The following is a 17,999-nucleotide window of genomic DNA, read 5'->3' as shown; positions in this document are numbered from 1 at the left end:
TTTTTCCTAATTTTTTTTAAAATCATTATTGCATACTGTTCGTTTTGTCAAATAAAAAAAGGAATGGGCTGAAGCCAAAACAAATAATAAAAAAGAGTTATGGCGATGTTCCATAACTCTTGAAATATATGGCGCGCCAGAAGAGATTCGAACTCCTGACCGACTGCTTAGAAGGCAGTTGCTCTATCCGACTGAGCTACTAGCGCGTTCAAAGCTTTGTATGTAAATTCATTATAAAAGTCAAGTTCTTTTTTATCGGTTTTCTGCACTATGCGATGTTTTGAAATTAATTGATATGCATTTTATGAATGGGAATTTTTTTGTAGTTGGGAACGGTGAAATTTTTTAGGGGAAAGCGTAATGCATATTGTTTTTACTTTGTTTTTCCTGTATTGCTGCGATTGAAATTTTTGCAGTCATTTCATCAGAACGGAGTAGCTGTTACAATATTATGAAATAATTAAGTTAATTTGTATTATTCAAAAAAAAACAAATATTTCATGAAATAATTCTTAAAATATTTTTTTAAAAATTTTTATTTTTTTTATCAATCAAATTAGTGTATTGAAGATAAATTGCTTATTATTTCACATGAAATTTCAATTTTAATCTTGCATTATTTTTTTTTCTCATTTTATTATTTTATAAAATATTTCATAAATAATCTTATTAAATATGTCAAAGAGCATGCGGTTTGGCATAAATAAGGCTTAATATGAAATAAATTCAACTTATGGCAGTGCTTTATACATTGCTCTAAAGTCGCTAGGCGTGCAAAATGGTGATACGGTTCTTTGCAATGCGTATACCTTAGCCCCGGTTCCCGGTGCCATTGAGAATGCAAGCGGTAAAATAGAACTTGTTGAAATTGCGGATGATTATACCATTGATATTGCAGAGTTGGATAGAAAAGCGGAAAAAACGAAAGCCAAGTTCCTCTTATTGTCCCACATGCGCGGGCATATGGCGAATATGGACAGGGTTATGGAAATTGTGAATAAACATAATCTTATCATGCTTGAAGATTGTGCCCACACAATGGGTGCTTGCTGGAACGGCAAAAAGAGCGGAACGTTCGGCAAAGCGGCTTGTTACAGCACGCATACATATAAGCATATGAATTCCGGCGAAGGCGGGCTTCTTATCACGAATGATGATTATGTAATGGCAAGAGCGATTATGTTTTCCGGTTCCTATATGCTTTATTCCGCCCATACACGGCGTCCGGCGCTTGAAGTGTTTGAAAAAGTAAAGAAAATCACTCCTAATTACAGTTCACGTATGGATAATTTGAGAGCCTGCATTTTATTGCCTCAATTGAAAAATTTGGATGAGCGGTGCCGTCGCTGGAATGTTTTGCTCAATCACATGGCGGCACGTCTTGAAAAAATTTCCGGCTGTGTATGTCCGAAACGCGATAGCCGTGAATATTATGTAGGCAGTTCCATTCAATGGAATTTACCAAAGGCAAGCTATGCACAGCTTCAGGAATTTATTGAAAAATGCGCAGAACGCGGAGTATCTGTAAAGTGGTTCGGCAATAAAGAGCCTGCTGGATTTACCAGCTCTTATGATAGCTGGCAATATTTCCCATATTTGGCGAATTTGGATTTGCCAAATACCAAAAAAGTATTGGCAACCATGTGCGATATGCGTTTGCCGCTTACGTTCGATACTGATGATTGTGATTTACTTGCAGATATTATTGAGGAAGTTGTAAAAGAAACAGGATTGAATTAAAAAGAACAAAGCGTGAATTTAGCGCAGGGTTTATGCCATACAAACTTTTTTTTGTTGTTTGTATGGAGTGAATAAGGTTGTCTTGGGACAGCCTTATTTTTTTAGGAGCGATAAATACTTTTGATAATTTGTTATGGAATGTTCTTCGGTTGTGAGCAGTATTTTTGCGTGGTGTTTCCAGAAATGTATCGTAACCGTTGGGGAAACGGTCTCGTCATTCAGACCGAGGACAATAGCCGGCATGAGCTTCATATCCGTTGACAGCGGTAACCGTGTATAAGATTGTAAAATTTCGTCCGTTAAATTCCATTCCCGGTTGGTGTAGAAATTGTAATTTTTTCCTTTAAAAGGGGCGAGTTGTTCACTTGGGAAAGTCACAGGATTAAAGACCGTGCAGGATAATTGATATTTTCGCGCCAGATAAAGGGCGAAAAATCCGCCTAAGGAAGAGCCGATAAGCTTGAGATTTGGATTGTTTTTATGAACGTCCGATAATTTATTTTCAATTTCGGCAAGCGCAAGCAAGGCATTTTGCGTATAATCATAATAAAAATCGTGCACGGAACCGAGCAATGTATGTATCTCTTTACAGGAGCGGGAATTTTTGTCGCTGTTTAAACCATGAATATAGGCGAAACACTGTGTATTTGCATTCATTTTTGAAAATCCTCATGTGAAAAAAAATTTATCTAGACGAGTTTGCTGTTCTATACTATAAAGCAATTTATGCATGAAGTATCACTGATGACAAATGTGCTTGAATTGGTAGCACAAGAAATGGAAAAGCACAAGGTTGCGAAATTGCGTTCCATAACGGTGCGTTATGGGGTTTTATCCAATATCGTGGCTGATTCTTTGGCTTTTGCGTTTGAAGTTTTGACAAAAGATTCTGAATTTGCAGGGGCAAAGCTCAATCTTGTGAAGGATGAATTGGCGCTGAAATGCAGGTTATGCTCCCATAGTTTTATAACTGACCAAAAAGATTATTTTTTTCTTGCCTGCCCTAAGTGCGGGGAAGAGGGAAGTTTTGAGATTGTGAAAGGCGAGGGCATTTTTTTAGACAGAATTGAAGCAGATGAGTGAGGTTTTTATGGATATTTCCATTGAACGCAATATTTTGGAAGCGAATGATTGCATTGCCGGTGAATTGAGGGAAATTTTCGCAAAAAATAAGGTTTTGGTGCTGAATTTAATCAGCTCACCAGGTTCCGGCAAAACTTCCTTATTGGAAAAAACGCTGTCGGATTTGCGGAATGAATTTAAAATGGGCGTTATCGAAGGGGACTGCCAAACGGATAATGATGCCAAACGTGTTGCGGCGACAGGCGCCAAGGCCGTTCAAATCAATACGGACGGCGGCTGTCATTTGGACAGTAAAATGATTAAAAACGTGATCAGCGCTTTTGATTTGTCAGAACTTGATATTTTATTTATTGAGAATGTGGGAAACTTGGTTTGCCCGGTTGAATTCGATTGCGGCGAAGACGCAAAAATCGCTCTTTTGAGTGCTGCCGAAGGCGATGATAAGCCTGAAAAATATCCCAGACTTTTCCAGCTTGCCCATGCTATGGTCATCAATAAGGTTGATTTGCTCGATTATGTTGATTTTGATGTGGCGAAGGCTTCCAAGTTCGGCAAAGCTTTGAATGGTGACATTGAAATATTCGAAGTTTCATGCAGGACGTGCCAGGGGTTGCAGAATTGGTATGCATGGCTTCGCAAACAAGTTGCATGCAAACAACGATAGGTATTGTATGACACATTGCTCTTGTAAAATTTCCAATGAGTTTAAGAGTTTTGCAGACGTTGAAAATTATCTGAACAAGCTTGGCATGTTCCATATGGAATTAGGGCTGGAACGTATGGAAAACGCAAAGTTTTTGCTCGGACTGCGTTTTCCGTGCCCGATTTTCCATGTTGTCGGCACAAACGGCAAGGGCTCGACAGCCACTTTTTTGCATTCCATAGCCTTATCATATGGATACAGAGCAGGAATTTTTACTTCACCGCATTTTGTGACGCCGCTTGAGCGTATAAAAATGAATGACAGGCTTTTGCCGAAAGCCGCATGGGCGAGTTTGATCGCCGAAGCAACGGGCGCCGTGCCGGATTTGACGTATTTTGAGCTTTTGACCGTGATTTCGGTTATGGCTTTCATGTATTCCGAACCTGACGTGCTTGTTTATGAGGCGGGACTTGGGGCAAAAAACGACGCGACAACCGTTATCCCGGCAAGCATTGTGGTTTTTACGCCTATCGCCTTGGACCATACCGATTTGCTTGGCGGAAGCATTGAAAACATTGCTGAAGACAAATCATACGCCATTCGTGAGGGGGTAAAAGCCGTTGTTTCCGCTCCGCAGGATGAAAGCGTCGAGAAAATTTTGAAAGAGCGTGCCAAGGCTTTAAATATTCCTTATTACACCATGTCTTGCGTATCTGAACTTCCGGCTTGCATAAAGGTTTTTCATAAGGACGGACTGCAATATGAGCTTGGATTGAAAGGCGAACATCAATATGTCAATGCGCAGACGGCGCTTTTGGCATGGCATGTTTTTTGCGATTTATATCATAAGCCGTTAGAGGTAAAAGCCCTTGCCGAAGGATTGAGTTCAGCGTTCATTGCGGGACGTTTTCAGCAGGTCAGTGCCAAAAATGAAATGCCCGCCCTTATTTTGGACGGCGCGCACAATGCGCATAGCCTGCAAAGTTTAGTGTCTGCTTTGAAAACTGAGGAGATTGTGCCTTCCGCCCTTGTTTTTTCCTGTTTAAAAGATAAAAACCCGGTCCGGCTTGTGGAAATGATTGAGAACTATTTGCATGAAAACCATTTGACTGTTCCTGTTTATATTACGGAAATTCAAGATAATGAGCGGGCGATGAAAGCGGAAGAACTTGAAAAATTATTCAGCATTCCGGTAACGAAATTTACAAATTTAAAAGAACTCATGCAAAAATTACCCGATCTTGTGACGAATAAAGAAAATCCTTGCGTTATTTTCGGTTCTTTGTACCTGCTTTCTGAATTTTATGCGCTTTATCCGGAAAAACTTCAATTATCATATTAGGATAGCTGATGAGTAACTTATACAGACTGCTGCCTTCCGTCGATATTTGTTTACGGCAATTTCGCGATACCATGTATCCGCATGCCTTGCTTTGTGATGCTGTCAATGCTTTTTTGTCGGAAAAACGCGGGCAAATAAAAGATAATCTGATAAAAGCAGAGGACTTGAAAGAAGAAAAACTTTTCAGTGCATTAAAAGAATATGTTTGTTACGCCTTATCGCCCCGGGTGAAAAAAGTGATCAATGCGAGCGGGGTTGTCATCCACACGAATTTAGGGCGTTCCGTGTTGGCAAAAGAGGCGCTGGACGCCGTAAATCTTGCTGCAAGCGGTTATTGCAATTTGGAATTTGACCTTGAAAAAGGTGAACGCGGCAGCCGTCATACTTTGGTTGAAAAAGATATTTGCAAACTTACGGGGGCGGAAGCCGCCCTTGTCGTCAACAATAACGCTTCTGCCGTATATTTGGTGCTGAACAGTCTCTGCTTTGGCGGTGAAGTCATTGTTTCGCGCGGCGAACTTGTGGAAATCGGAGGAAGTTTCAGAATACCCGAAGTCATGAAGCAAAGCGGAACGGCGCTTCATGAAGTCGGTACGACCAATAAGACCCATTTGAAAGATTATCAGGACGCTTTTTCGGAAAATACGAAAGCTGTTTTGAAAGTTCATACCTCAAATTACCGTATCATCGGTTTTCAGGCAGATGTGCCCAATCATGAGCTTGCAGAATTTGCGCATTCGAGAAATATTCCGCTTATTCACGATTTAGGCAGCGGAAGTTTGATTGATTTATCCGCTTTTGGTTTGCGCAATGAGCCTACCGTGAAAGGAATCGTCGCTTCCGGCATCGATATTGTCACCTTTTCCGGAGATAAGGTTTTAGGGGGACCGCAGGCGGGCATTATCGCCGGTAAAAAGGAATATATTGACAGAATAAAGAAAAATCAAATGCTGAGAGCTCTTCGCTGTGACAAGCTCACTTTGTCCGCATTATCCGCCACGCTCCGCTTATATTATGATGAAAAGCTCGCTTTTGAAAAAATTCCGACACTCAATGCGCTGACTGCTTCAAAAGACATTTTAAAAAAGAAAGCGAAAAGACTTCATAATATGTTGAAAGGCATAATGCCGAAAGAAAAAGTTAAACTGACGGTTGAAGAAAATATTTCGCGGGTAGGCGGCGGAGCGTTTCCTGAAACCGATTTGCCGACGTATGCGGTTTGTGTCGAGTTTTTGGAAAAAAATTCCGCATTTTCGGCAAAGGCATGGAAAGAAAGGTTTTTAAAAACCGATCCGCCCATTGTCGGCAGGGTTGAACGAGATAAGTTTCTGTTTGATGTGAGAACCATAGCAAATGAAGAATTCATTTTGATAAGAAATTGTATTCTTTCAATTTTATAGGAGCAGTAAGGATATGTTAAAATATGAAGTGAAATCGGTTTGGGAACAGACGGATGCGAAAAAACAAAAACTCATGCATGATTTTGCAAAAAAATACATGAAATTCATTTCTGAAAATAAAACGGAGCGCGAATGCGTTGCGGCGGCTTTAAAGCGTTTGCGGGAAGCCGGTTTTTGTTCCGATTTTGAAAACGGGAAATACGTTGCGGTCCTGCATAATAAGAGCCTGTTCGCAATCCGGAAAGGCAAGAAAGACATAGCCGAAGGCTTTCGCCTCATCACCGCCCATAGTGACAGCCCGCGTCTTGATTTCAAACAAAATCCCATACTTGAAAGTGTCGGCATTGCCCAAGCCAAAACTCACTATTACGGCGGGATTTTAAAATATCAATGGCTTGCGCGTCCTTTGGCTTTGCATGGCGTTGTTGTGAAAAAAAACGGTGAAACGGTTAAAATCGTCATTGGTGAAAAAGCGGGCGATCCTGTTTTCACCATTTCCGATTTATTGCCCCATTTGGCAAAGGAACATGTTGCGCAAACCGTGACAAAAGCGTTTGAAGCGGAAAAATTGAATGTCGTCATCGGGCATATTCCATTGTCTAAAAAAGGAAAAGACAAACAAGAAAATCCCATAAAAATGCAGGTGCTGCAGCTTTTGCATAAGGAATTCGGCATTGTCGAGGAAGATTTGCTTTCCGCTGAAATTCAAGTCGTACCTGCCGGCGAAGCCCGTTTTGTGGGCTTGGATTCCGGGCTTGTCGGCGGTTACGGGCAAGATGACAGAATTTGCGTATACACGGCGTTAGAAGCTTTTTTGGAAGTTGAAAATCCTGAATATACGACAGCTTTAATGCTTTGGGATAAAGAAGAGATCGGGTCCGAGGGCACGACAGGGGCAAGCTCCCGCTTTTTTGAATATTGCGTTCAGGACAGCATACGGGCATGGTCCGCCGATTCGACAATGCGTACGGTCATGCTTGCGAGCAAAGCGATTTCCGCTGACGTGCACGCGGCTATCGACCCTGACTGGCAAGAACTGCACGAAAAGCAAAACTCTTCCACGATTGGGCATGGTCCGACCTTATGCAAGTTTACCGGATCCGGCGGTAAATACGGAGCTAATGACGCCCATCCTGAATATGTCGCATGGTTGAGAAATATTTTTTCCGAAAAGGAAATTCCATGGCAAATGGCGGCTCTCGGTAAAGTCGACCACGGCGGCGGGGGAACCGTTGCCCTGTTCCTCGCTGTTTATGGAATGAACACCATTGATATGGGTCCCTCCCTTCTCGGCATGCACAGTCCTTTTGAACTTTCATCTGTTGCTGACATATATTACACGAAAGAAGCGTATAAAGTCTTTTACAGCGCTGAATAGGGTAGGTATGGAAACTGTCGGGCAGTTAAGGAAAGCGGTTGTTTTTCATTTGTATTATCATGAGCTTTGGGAAAAAATAAAGCCGTATTTGCTGAATTTACAAGAGGTTGGCGCTTTTGATTTATATATAACGACTCCTGTTGAAAATAAGGAATTGTTTGACAGCATAAAACAAAGTTTTTCTTGTGCAGTTAATATATATATATATATTGTTAAAAATGAGGGAGCTGATTTATACCCGTTTTTTGAAGTGCTTGATTCCCTTGATTTGGACCAGTATGATATTCTTTATAAAATTCATACGAAACGGGATGTTAAACAACGAAGAAAAATCAATGGAATAAATTGCGGTCTGCATTACTGGCGGGAATGCATGCTCAATGATATTCTTGGAAAGACCACTGTCAGGAATAGGTTGCAGGATTTTATCGATGATGAAAAATTGGGTGCAAGCGGGTATTTTCCTTATTTAATTTCTATTCCTCATTCTCCCGATAAATATTATGGCGGTACGATATTTATGGTAAGGGCGCATTTGTATAAGTGTTTGCAGCACAAATACGCTGTTCATGATTTTGTCAATACAAGCGGCAACCGTTTTTCCGATTTCACGTATCAATGTGAAGCGTTATTGGGCTGCTGTATTGCGGAACAGGGATATTCGTATCGTAAGGGAAGCATGTTGAGAAATTTTATTTTAAAATTGCTTTCGCATAGGGTGACGTATCCGTTATATGAATTTTATGTGAATAAATGTATTTTGAAAATATGAATTGAATGTAAAAAAAGCACTTCGTTATGAAGTGCTTTTTAGTTTCATTGTTTATTTTTTTTCTTCCAAAGGAATGCTGATAATGAAAGAATTGCCTTGGCGGTAGATTTGCAGAACGATCGCCCCGCGTTTTTTGCTTTCGTTATCAAGAATATCGGTGAGTTCCTTTATTGTTTTTACCGGTTTTAAGTTGGCGGCAAGAATAATGTCCTGAGGCATGATGCCTGCTTTGGCAGCCAAACCGTTTTGTTTTACATCGACAATTAAAATACCATTGATATTTTCAGGTATTCTGAGCGCTTGTCTGTCTTGGTTGGAAAGTTCACGCAAGGAAAGTCCTAAGCTGGAGCCTTTTTGAATATCCTTGTTTCCGGCTTGGGAATTGGTGTTTCTTTCGCCGAGCTGAACGGTAAACTGTTTTTCTTTTCCGTCACGGATGGCAGTGACATTCACTTTGTTGTTCGGCTTATAAGAAGCGATGACTCTTGTCAGGTCACTGGCGTTGTTGATAGGGGTGCTGCCGATTTTGATTACGATGTCGCCGGCTTTCAATCCCGCTTTGGCTGCGGGTTCATTAGGCATCACAGAACCGATCAGCGCCCCTTTTTGGTCTTTCAGCCCCAAGGCTTTGGCTGTCACATCGTCAAGGTCCTGAATGGTTACGCCAATCCAGCCGCGGCTTACTTTTTGTCCTGATTTCAGCTGTTCGATAATGGAAGAAGCCAATTTGCTCGGAATGGCGAATCCGATGCCTTGTCCGCTTGCGGCAATGGCGGTGTTGATTCCGATAACCTCACCGTCCAAATTGAGAAGCGGTCCGCCGGAGTTTCCGGGGTTGATGGAAGCGTCCGTCTGAATGAAGTTATCATAAGGTCCGGCGTGAATGTCACGGCCTTTGGCGCTGACGATACCGGTTGTGACAGTATTGCTCAAACCAAAGGGATTGCCGATGGCGACAACCCAGTCCCCGACTTCCATTTTGTCGGAGTCACCGAATTTTACGGAAGGCAAATCATTTTTTACGGAAATTTTCAGCAGTGCCAAGTCGGTTTCGGAATCGGTTCCGATGATTTTGGCTTCCGCTTTGTCTTGCTTATTGTTTTGGTCAGCTAACGTGACATAGATTTTATCGGCGTTTTGAACCACATGGTTGTTGGTGACAATATAACCGTCTTTGGAAATGATGAAACCGGTTCCCAACGCACTTTGCATGCGTTCCCTCGTTCCGCCCTGCGGTCCCATGAAGGGGCTGAATTGGTCAAAAAATTCCTGAAATTCACGGGGCATGCCGGGAAAGCCGAATTGGTCTTTTACCATGCGCTCCGTGCTGATGTTGACAACAGCGGACCCCACTTGTTTCACAAGAGGACTGATTGAAGGAAGGTCAATTCCCGCGAAAGCGGAAGAAACTGTTGTTACCGCTATGAGCGCGGCAACATAAACGTTTAACAATATTTTTTTCATGAAATCTCCTTGATCGCCATTAATCACTCATTGGAAACGGAACCGGAACAAGCTCCGCTGCATACGGGTTTCGCCAGATTCTTATTCATGGCGACGCGTGAGTGCACAGGACCTACTTTAAAAGGAAAAGCTCCTGTTTTTAATGGACTTGGGGCGCTTACCAATTTTTCAATGTCTTTTTCGCCGCATTGCGGACAAACTGCCTTTTCATCTCCAAAAACCAACTCCTCAAATTTATGCTGACACTTAGGACAAAGAAAATCGAACATTGGCATAAAAAGCACCTCTTTTTGTATTCGCTGTATAAGCTTGTCATTATTTTAATCATTCTTGTGTGAAGGGCAAGGCTTTTTTATTAAAAAAATAAAAACACCAGGATAATATAGTGTTTTTATTGTTATTTTTTGAGAAAATGATCAGAAAGACATTTGCCGTATTTCTGCGGTCAGCAATTTTCCGAAAGAAGAACAGGAAACCGTTTCGGCGTTTTCGATTTCTTTTGCCAGGTCTTGGGTTACGATTTTTTTATCTATGCAGTTCTGTATGGCTTTTTGAATTGCCGTGCCGGCTCTGTCAAGTCCGATATGCTCCAAAAGCATGGCGGAAGAAAGAAGCAGACTGCACGGATTGGCGACATCTTTTCCCGCAACGGTCGGAGCGGTGCCGTGTGTCGCTTCAAAAATTGCCAAACTGTCAGACATGTTCACACCCGGAGCCATGCCGAGCCCTCCCACTTGCGCCGCCAAGGCATCGGACAGATAATCGCCGTTTAAATTTGTGGTTGCGATGACGCTGTATTCTTCCGGACGGATAAGCGCTTCTTGGAACATCGCATCGGCAATTCTGTCTTTAATGATGATTTTATTTTGCGGGTCAGCTCCTTCACGTACTTCTTTTTCCGTAATCGTGCAGTCTGCAAATTCCTCTTTCGCCACTTCATAGCCCCATTTTTGAAAGGCGCCTTCCGTGAATTTCATGATATTGCCTTTATGCACAAGGGTTACGCTGGGAAGATTGTTTTTTACAGCATACTGGACAGCCCTGCGCACAAGACGTTTGCAGCCGTATTCCGTCATCGGTTTTATGCCGATGGCGCATTCGCTTTTAATGTTTTTGTTAAAGTTTTGATTTAAGAAATTTATCAGTTTTTTTGCTTCATCGGTGTTGGAGGCGAATTCAATGCCGGAATAAACGTCTTCCGTGTTTTCACGAAAAATGGTCATATTCACCTTTTCAGGATGGCGGACAGCGGCAATTATGCCTTCATACCATTTCACAGGCCGTATGCAGGCGTATAAATCAAAGGTCTGACGCAAAGCGACAGTGAGGCTTCTTATGCCGGTTCCGACCGGTGTCGCGAGCGGTCCTTTTATGGCGACACGGGCGGATTTCAATGCTTCCAAGGTTTGTTCCGGCAAATATTGACCGGTTTCCTTATAAGCTTTTTCGCCTGCCAAAAGTTCTTTCCAAATAAGTTCTTCCTGTCCGTGATAAGCGCATTCGACAGCTGCGTCTATTACCGGCTTTGCGGCTTTCCAAATATCCGCGCCAATGCCGTCGCCCTCAATCCAATAAATCGTATGTTGCATACTTTACCCCCCTAAGGAAAGTCCCAGTATCCTGCAAAATAATTTCGGACGCAAGCGATTTTTTGACTTGTCAAAAAATAGGAAAATAGTTAATGTCGCCAAAAAAAGCGGGTGAATCATGAGTTACCAATTAAATGACGCCGATAAAAAAATATTGGATATCATTCAATCGAATTTTCCTTTGTCTTCCCGTCCTTACAAAGTCATAGGCGATGAAATCGGCATGGAAGAAGAAGAGGTTCTGGCCAATGTTCTGAATTTAAAAAAACAGGGCATTATCCGGCGTTTGGGGGCGAATTTTCAGTCCAAAAAATTGGGTTTCCGTTCAACCCTCTGCGCCGCGAAAGTTCCGGATGATAAATTGGATTTGTTCATTCAGGAAGTGAACGCAAAAAAAGGCGTGACGCATAATTATTTGAGAAAGCATGAATATAATGTCTGGTTTACACTGATAGGTCCTTCTTGGGAAAATGTCTGCGAAACGTTGGCTGGCATCACCGCAAAAACCGGAATCGAAATTTTGAATCTGCCGGCGACAAAGCTGTTTAAAATCCGTGTTGATTTCGCAATGCAGGATGATTAAAGTTTTCTAGAAAAAGTTTAAAGTCCCGGCTAAACTTTTTTAAAAACTTTCCGAAAAGTAGTTTCAACGGATACATGAATAAATTCGGGGTTTTTATGATAAAACGATTGATAGCTTTGAGTTTTTTGGCTCTTAGTGTTTACATAGTTCCTTGCCGCGCCGAAAGCGGTTCAGGGCGGACAGCCGATGAGCCTTTGCCCGTCGGTGATTACGGAAGTTATACGTTCGGTGAAAAAGAAGTCATCATGGTTCCCAACATCGCCAACAGCTCTTCCGTAAAACTCGGTATCAGAAAAAAACAGCGTCCGGGCGAAGCATACCTGAACGCCCATGAGCTGCGGTTAAAAGCCCGTGAACTTACTTCCCAGCTTTTGGAAATGTGGTATCCCGAAAACATAAAAGGAATGGTCGCTTATATCACGACCCTCACTCCGCAGGACGACATGCGGGCGGAAACGGACTTGGGGCAGTATTTGCGTCAGGCTTTCATGTATGAATTCAATCAGCGGGGTTTTGCCGTCCGGGATTTCAGTGCAAGGGACCTCATTATTAATGAAAACGGCAATGCCTATGGGATAAGCGACGGAACGTACAAGGTTTCCGTGCTTAAAAATAAAGCGGCTCTTGTTACCGGCACGTTTTACCGCGATGAAGAATATATTTTTATCAATGTCCGTTTGATACGGGGCAGTGACGGCATGGTTTTGCGGACGGCGCAAATCGTTATGCCCGTGACGCCCATAGTCGGCAGAATGACAAAAGTGAAACCGAAGCCTTTGCCTCCTGTTTTGCCAAGCACCTCCATAAAAGTAGTTCCCGGTGAATAGCATGAAAAAGTTTTTTATCGCCTTTTGTTTATGTTTGAGCGCTTGCTCGACTTCGCACACATATATCGAAGAATCCCCTTTCACTATGAGCAATTGGCGCATAGCCATTGAAAACAGAAATGCGGAACGCTATGAACTTGCGTATCAGTATTATTCTTTGGCTCTTTCATCTGCGCGTACGGAACCGGTTATTCTGCGTTTGAAAAGCGAAATGGAAGCTCTTGAAAGAACCATTCATGCAATGCGGTAGGAATTATTATGAAAAGAATAATCATCTTGACCCTTCTTTTGCTTTCAATGCTTATTCCTTTTACGGCAGCGGCGAATGATTTCAGCTCATCATTGAACAGGGCATTGTCAACGCTCTTGGGAACAGGATATGTTCCCGCCTGCGCGGATGAAATTGTCAATACCATGGATAAACAGCTTCTTGAATTGCTCGGCGAAAATTACACCCGTAAGAATTTAAGAATTATCATGACAGTACCTGTCAATATTAATGATTTTGAAAAGACCAATACCTTATCCCGTCAAATCGCGGAAGAAATCGCCAATAAGCTGAAAATAAAAGGGTATAGGACTTTCGAGATACGCAGGGGAACCGATATTGAAATTTTTCCCCATAAAGGCGAGTTCCTTTTGTCAAGAAAGCATGAGGAATTGCTCAGAACCGAATTTGAAGTCGAACTCGTGCTTACCGGCACATATACGATAACAAGCCGTTCCGTCCGTTACAATTGCCGTTTGCTTCATGCAAGTTCCCATGAAGTGATCGCATCCGGAAACGGTACAGTGCCTGTTTATGCGGAAATTTACCCGTTGCTTGAGGAAGAGCCTGACGAAGAACCGGTATTGGCGCCAAGCGTGCGGACGAAATTATAAATTTTATTACGGATAACCGTAAGGGTTGAGGGGACAAGAGGGAGTTTTCCCTCTTTTTTTACAGCTTTTTTCTTGAGATTTTTACAATTTCGGTATATGTTGTTTTCCATGAATAACTTTGAGTTAGCAGCGGCATTGCAGAAATTGTCCTATTCATTCATTCCGGTTTTGCTCGGAATTATTTTGCATGAAGTGGCACATGGTTATGTCGCTTATAAAAAAGGCGATCCCACTGCCATGATGTTTGGCAGAATTACCCTGAATCCTTTGCCTCATATCGATCCCGTCGGGTTGATTGTTTTTGTTTTTACGGCGCTGTTCAGTCCTTTTGTTTTTGGCTGGGCCAAGCCGGTTCCGGTCAATCCCCGTTATTTTAAAAATATCCGCAGGGATATGATGTTTGTTTCCGTTGCGGGACCTATGGCAAATCTTTTTTTAGCCTTGTTTTTTGCATTGTTGCTGCGGGTATTGCTTTTGTTTCCGAATGAAACGCTTATGGGATTCGGTCCGTCTCTGGACTTCATCATCAATATGTGCGTTGTGGGAATATGGGCGAACATAGGTCTTATGTGGCTCAATCTTATGCCTATCCCTCCGCTTGACGGTAGCAAAATCCTTATGGGGATCTTGCCTGCAAAAATGGCTTATCAATTTGAAATGTTCGGGCGTTACGGTATGCTTGTTTTGATGCTGCTCATTTTTACTGGGCTTTTCAGCTATATCGTCATGCCTTTCATTCGTGGCACGGGATTTCTTATTTTGTCAATATTCGGTTTAAATTAGGAGAAAAATATGATTGAACAGACAGCGAAAATTCAAAATTCCTGCACGGTTTCCGGTATGCGTCCGACAGGACCGCTGCATATCGGGCATTATTTCGGAGCGCTGAAAAATTTTGTTGAAATGCAGGAAGATAATAAGGCTTTTTTCTTTGTGGCGGACTGGCATGCGCTTACCAGCGATTATGCGGATACTTCACGTATCAATGAATTTGTTGACGAAATGGTTCTCGACTGGCTGAGCGTCGGTCTTGACCCGAATAAATGCACAATTTTCCGTCAATCCCAAATAAAACAGCATGCGGAACTGCATTTGCTTTTTTCCATGATAACGCCCAACAGCTGGCTTGAAAGAAACCCGACCTATAAAGAACTGCAGCAGGAAATTTCAACAAAAGATTTGGGGAACTATGGTTTTTTAGGCTATCCGGTGCTTATGGCTTCAGATATTCTCATTTACCGTCCCAATTGGGTTCCGGTCGGGCAGGACCAGCTGCCCCATATGGAACTGACCCGCGAAATTGCACGCCGTTTCAATTACTTGTATGGGGAGACATTTCCGGAACCTCAGGCAAAGCTCACGCCTGCCGCGAAATGTCCCGGTCTTGACGGACGCAAGATGAGCAAAAGCTACGGAAATGGCATTTTCCTCAGCGATACCATGGAAACCATCGCTCCAAAAGTAAAATCCATGTTTACCGATCCTGCCCGTTTGCGCAAAAGCGATCCGGGAAATCCCAACGTGTGCAATTTATTTCCTTATCATGTTTTATTAACGGATGCGGATAAACAAAATGAGATACGGGAAGGCTGTAAGAATGCAAGCTTAGGCTGTGTTGAATGCAAAAAAATCTTTATGCAAAGTCTGGAAGCGTTTTTAGCTCCCATTCATGAAAGAAGAGCGGCGATCACCAAAGATTATATTCATGACGTGCTTGCGAAAGGCAATGAAGTCGCCCGTAAAAACGCGGAGGAAACTATGCGCACAGTCCGTCAGCAAATGAAATTGGTATAAAAGGGTATCCCATGCTTACGCATTCTAAAATGTGCGGTCTTGAAACGGCGAAAAACCGAATTGAACGGTATAAGCAGCAAGGTAAGAAAATTGTTTTTACAAACGGTTGTTTTGATATTTTGCATGTCGGACATGTTGATTTGCTGCAAAGGGCGAAAGAACTTGGCGATATTCTCGTGCTTGGTTTGAATAGCGATACGTCTGTGAAAAATCAGGGCAAAGGGGACGACCGCCCGTTTAATACGTATGAGGCGAGAGCTTTTGTGCTTGCGCATTTGGAAAGCGTGGATATTGTCGTTTCTTTTGATGAAGACACGCCTATAAAGCTGATTGAAGCGTTTGTGCCCCATGTCTTGGTGAAAGGCGGAGATTGGCGGATAGAGAATATCGTGGGCAGGGAAATTGTTGAAGACAATGGGGGCAAGGTTTATTCCTTACCGCTTATCCAAGGTTATTCAACCACAAATTTGGCTGATAAGATTGCAAAAACACATCACGTGTCGAAATAAGCCTTTTTCGGGTGCAGGGTATGGACGATTTGTTATTGTATTCAATAAACGGCTCTTATTTGGAAATAACCGCCCAAGGTGATTGGACAATAAAAAATCTTTCCCGTTCGGCACGGCAGGATTTGTACGAACGGCAAAAAGAAGTTTTATCCCGAATCCGCAAGGAAAAAATTCAGAAAATCCGATTGAAATACCATTCATCGGCAGGTCGTGACCCGGTTTGGGGTTCTCTTCTCTTATCCTTTTTTTGCTCTCTTGCCGATGAGGCGAAAAAAAGAAAAATAGAATGCGATGCTGGGGCGCTGCCTCTGCAAATGCAAGAACTTATCGCTGTCAGTTATGCAAGTTCCGCTCCCCGTAACGCAAAACAAAAATCGGGCGGAAACCCTTTAACCCTGTTAGGTTCTTGGGCGTTCTATAAAATCCGGCAGATTAAAACTGCAATGGATTTTGTCGGTGAAGTCGCCATCGCTTTGGTGCAGTTCGTGTCAGGCAAAGCCGCCGTCAGCTCCAAGGATGTTTGGCAGGAAATTTATAATGCGGGCGCTTCTTCCTTGCCTATCATTTCCCTTGTCAGCATATTGCTGGGGCTTATCTTGGCTTTTGTCAGCGCCATTCAATTACAGGTTCTCGGGGCTGAAATTTATGTTTCCTCTTTGATTACCGTTTCCATGGTTCGGGTGATGAGTCCGGTTTTAACGGGAATTGTCATCGCCGGACGGATTGGGGCGAGTTATGCCGCAACTATCGGGAGCATGCAGGTAAATGAAGAAGTTGACGCTTTAAAAACGTTTGGCATAAATCCTATGGAATTTTTGGTTTTGCCGCGTTTTATAGCATTGGCTTTGATGATGCCTTTTTTGACGGTCTATTCCGATTTCATGGGTATTTTGGGCGGATATGCGGTTATTTTCTTTGGCTGGGACATATCGTTCAATGCTTTTTTGGATAATGTGAGAAGCTTTACGCAGATTCAGCATATTATCGTAGGGCTGCTTCATTCTTTTATTTTTGGCATACTGATAGCCTTATCCGGCTGTTATCAGGGTATTGTGAGCGGGCGTGACGCTGAAGCCGTCGGACGGGCGACAACGCTGGCGGTTGTTCATTCCATTATCGGCATAATCGTATCAACCTCGATTTTAACCATTATTTTAAGCAAGTTCAATTTATAAGGCGTCGGCATGCAGGCTTCATTCATTGATGTAAAGAATTTAACCGTCGCGTACGGAAGTAAAATCATTCAGCAAAATTTAACGTTTTCGGTGAAAGAAAAAGATATTTTTGTGATAATGGGAGGCAGCGGATGCGGTAAAAGTTCTTTGCTCCGGGTCTTGATGGGGCTTTTGAAACCATGTGCGGGGCAGGTTTTTTATCGCGGTGTCGATTTTTGGGGCAATGAAAAAGTGCAGCAGGATATTTTGCGCTCGATAGGGGTGATGTTTCAGGGCGGGGCGTTATGGACTTCCAGAACCTTGGCAGAAAATATCGCTATTCCTTTGGAACAGTTTACGAATTTAAATGCCAGACAGATTTATGAAGTGGCAAGGTATAAACTTGCACAAGTCGGTTTGAGCGGATTTGAAGAGTATTATCCGTCTGAAATCAGCGGCGGTATGCGAAAAAGGGCAGGCATTGCACGGGCTTTGGCTCTTGACCCCGATTTTGTTTTTTTGGATGAGCCTTCAGCCGGGCTTGACCCCGTGAGTTCCGCCCGTTTGGATGAACTTATTTTGCAGCTGCGTGACAGTTTGGGTATGACGATTATTATCGTGACTCATGAATTGGCAAGTATTTTTGCTGTTGCAAACAACGCGGTCTGGCTTGATGCGCAGTCTAAAACCATGCTTGCGGAAGGCAATCCCCATGAATTGCTGAAACATGGTCCTGAGGCTGTGCGGAAATTTTTAAAACGGGAAGCAGGGTAGTTTTTAATATCGACACTTTGCTTTTTTTTCAGTATGGTATGAAAAACAATAAGAAAAGGCGAGAG

Annotated in this window: 20 protein-coding genes and 1 tRNA gene; 16 read left to right on the top strand and 5 right to left on the bottom strand. The window is 42.7% G+C overall.

From position 1 onward, the window contains the following. Window positions 1-129 precede the first annotated feature (129 nt). Window positions 130-206: transfer RNA gene (locus JBF11_RS03040), tRNA-Arg, on the bottom strand. A 514-nt stretch (window positions 207-720) separates the two neighbouring features. Between JBF11_RS03040 and JBF11_RS03035 the strand changes: the two genes are divergently transcribed. After that, window positions 721-1,740, top strand: coding sequence for a DegT/DnrJ/EryC1/StrS family aminotransferase (locus tag JBF11_RS03035; protein ID WP_334316308.1), 1,020 nt, complete (start codon window positions 721-723; stop codon window positions 1,738-1,740). Window positions 1,741-1,833: 93 nt separating this feature from the next. Here JBF11_RS03035 and JBF11_RS03030 read toward each other — a convergent pair whose 3' ends face one another. After that, the gene (locus JBF11_RS03030) at window positions 1,834-2,397 is read right to left on the bottom strand and encodes a YqiA/YcfP family alpha/beta fold hydrolase (protein WP_334315906.1); all 564 of its coding nucleotides are present in this window, start codon (window positions 2,395-2,397) and stop codon (window positions 1,834-1,836) included. 69 nt (window positions 2,398-2,466) lie between these two features. Here JBF11_RS03030 and JBF11_RS03025 point away from each other — a divergent pair, with 69 nt between their 5' ends. Genes JBF11_RS03025 through JBF11_RS03000 form a run of 6 tightly spaced genes read left to right on the top strand, consistent with a single transcriptional unit; the run spans window position 2,467 to window position 8,358 of the window. Beyond that, window positions 2,467-2,823, top strand: a complete 357-nt coding sequence (locus JBF11_RS03025) for a hydrogenase maturation nickel metallochaperone HypA/HybF (protein ID WP_334315905.1) — start codon at window positions 2,467-2,469, stop codon at window positions 2,821-2,823. 7 nt (window positions 2,824-2,830) lie between these two features. Further along, window positions 2,831-3,487 (top strand): hydrogenase nickel incorporation protein HypB, encoded by a 657-nt coding sequence (gene hypB, locus JBF11_RS03020; protein WP_334315904.1) that lies wholly within the window; start codon window positions 2,831-2,833, stop codon window positions 3,485-3,487. Between the two features lie 7 nt (window positions 3,488-3,494). Next, the gene (locus JBF11_RS03015) at window positions 3,495-4,808 is read left to right on the top strand and encodes a bifunctional folylpolyglutamate synthase/dihydrofolate synthase (protein ID WP_334315903.1); all 1,314 of its coding nucleotides are present in this window, start codon (window positions 3,495-3,497) and stop codon (window positions 4,806-4,808) included. A gap of 8 nt (window positions 4,809-4,816) precedes the next feature. Then, window positions 4,817-6,208, top strand: coding sequence for an L-seryl-tRNA(Sec) selenium transferase (gene selA, locus JBF11_RS03010; RefSeq protein ID WP_334315902.1), 1,392 nt, complete (start codon window positions 4,817-4,819; stop codon window positions 6,206-6,208). Between the two features lie 13 nt (window positions 6,209-6,221). Then, complete coding sequence (locus tag JBF11_RS03005; protein ID WP_334315901.1) at window positions 6,222-7,586, top strand: aminopeptidase; 1,365 nt, start codon at window positions 6,222-6,224, stop codon at window positions 7,584-7,586. A gap of 7 nt (window positions 7,587-7,593) precedes the next feature. After that, entirely contained in the window at window positions 7,594-8,358 is a 765-nt protein-coding gene (locus JBF11_RS03000) for a rhamnan synthesis F family protein (RefSeq protein ID WP_334315900.1), read from the top strand. 51 nt (window positions 8,359-8,409) lie between these two features. Here the strand turns inward: JBF11_RS03000 and JBF11_RS02995 are convergent, their stop codons facing one another. From JBF11_RS02995 to icd, 3 genes are all read right to left on the bottom strand, one after another. Continuing rightward, complete coding sequence (locus JBF11_RS02995) at window positions 8,410-9,822, bottom strand: DegQ family serine endoprotease (RefSeq protein WP_334315899.1); 1,413 nt, start codon at window positions 9,820-9,822, stop codon at window positions 8,410-8,412. Window positions 9,823-9,845: 23 nt separating this feature from the next. Further along, window positions 9,846-10,097 (bottom strand): FmdB family zinc ribbon protein, encoded by a 252-nt coding sequence (locus tag JBF11_RS02990; protein WP_334315898.1) that lies wholly within the window; start codon window positions 10,095-10,097, stop codon window positions 9,846-9,848. 141 nt (window positions 10,098-10,238) lie between these two features. Continuing rightward, window positions 10,239-11,411 carry an NADP-dependent isocitrate dehydrogenase gene (gene icd, locus JBF11_RS02985; protein ID WP_334315897.1) on the bottom strand — a complete coding sequence of 391 codons (1,173 nt, stop codon included), beginning with the start codon at window positions 11,409-11,411 and terminating at the stop codon, window positions 10,239-10,241. Between the two features lie 118 nt (window positions 11,412-11,529). Between icd and ahbA the strand changes: the two genes are divergently transcribed. The 9 genes from ahbA to JBF11_RS02940 all read left to right on the top strand — a co-directional run bounded on the left by ahbA (window position 11,530) and on the right by JBF11_RS02940 (window position 17,934). Then, window positions 11,530-11,994 (top strand): siroheme decarboxylase subunit alpha, encoded by a 465-nt coding sequence (ahbA, locus tag JBF11_RS02980; protein WP_334315896.1) that lies wholly within the window; start codon window positions 11,530-11,532, stop codon window positions 11,992-11,994. 95 nt (window positions 11,995-12,089) lie between these two features. Then, on the top strand, window positions 12,090-12,821 hold the full coding sequence (locus JBF11_RS02975) for a FlgO family outer membrane protein (RefSeq protein ID WP_334315895.1): 732 nt from the start codon (window positions 12,090-12,092) through the stop codon (window positions 12,819-12,821). Between the two features lies 1 nt (window position 12,822). Further along, window positions 12,823-13,071: a hypothetical protein gene (locus JBF11_RS02970; protein WP_334315894.1), complete on the top strand. Its 249-nt coding sequence runs from the start codon at window positions 12,823-12,825 to the stop codon at window positions 13,069-13,071. An 8-nt stretch (window positions 13,072-13,079) separates the two neighbouring features. Beyond that, window positions 13,080-13,703, top strand: coding sequence for a FlgO family outer membrane protein (locus JBF11_RS02965; protein ID WP_334315893.1), 624 nt, complete (start codon window positions 13,080-13,082; stop codon window positions 13,701-13,703). A gap of 108 nt (window positions 13,704-13,811) precedes the next feature. Then, a complete protein-coding gene (locus JBF11_RS02960; protein WP_334315892.1) occupies window positions 13,812-14,486 on the top strand; it encodes a site-2 protease family protein in 675 nt (224 codons plus the stop codon). A 9-nt stretch (window positions 14,487-14,495) separates the two neighbouring features. Beyond that, window positions 14,496-15,497: a tryptophan--tRNA ligase gene (gene trpS, locus JBF11_RS02955; protein ID WP_334315891.1), complete on the top strand. Its 1,002-nt coding sequence runs from the start codon at window positions 14,496-14,498 to the stop codon at window positions 15,495-15,497. Between the two features lie 29 nt (window positions 15,498-15,526). Further along, window positions 15,527-16,006 (top strand): D-glycero-beta-D-manno-heptose 1-phosphate adenylyltransferase, encoded by a 480-nt coding sequence (gene rfaE2, locus JBF11_RS02950; RefSeq protein ID WP_334316307.1) that lies wholly within the window; start codon window positions 15,527-15,529, stop codon window positions 16,004-16,006. A 20-nt stretch (window positions 16,007-16,026) separates the two neighbouring features. Continuing rightward, window positions 16,027-17,181 carry an MlaE family ABC transporter permease gene (locus JBF11_RS02945; RefSeq protein ID WP_334315890.1) on the top strand — a complete coding sequence of 385 codons (1,155 nt, stop codon included), beginning with the start codon at window positions 16,027-16,029 and terminating at the stop codon, window positions 17,179-17,181. Between the two features lie 9 nt (window positions 17,182-17,190). Beyond that, entirely contained in the window at window positions 17,191-17,934 is a 744-nt protein-coding gene (locus tag JBF11_RS02940; RefSeq protein ID WP_334315889.1) for an ABC transporter ATP-binding protein, read from the top strand. Window positions 17,935-17,999: the final 65 nt, after the last annotated feature.

It is taken from the genome of Taurinivorans muris, from assembly GCF_025232395.1.
Classification (GTDB): domain Bacteria; phylum Desulfobacterota; class Desulfovibrionia; order Desulfovibrionales; family Desulfovibrionaceae; genus Taurinivorans; species Taurinivorans muris.
This window is presented reverse-complemented; position numbering and strand designations above follow the sequence as displayed.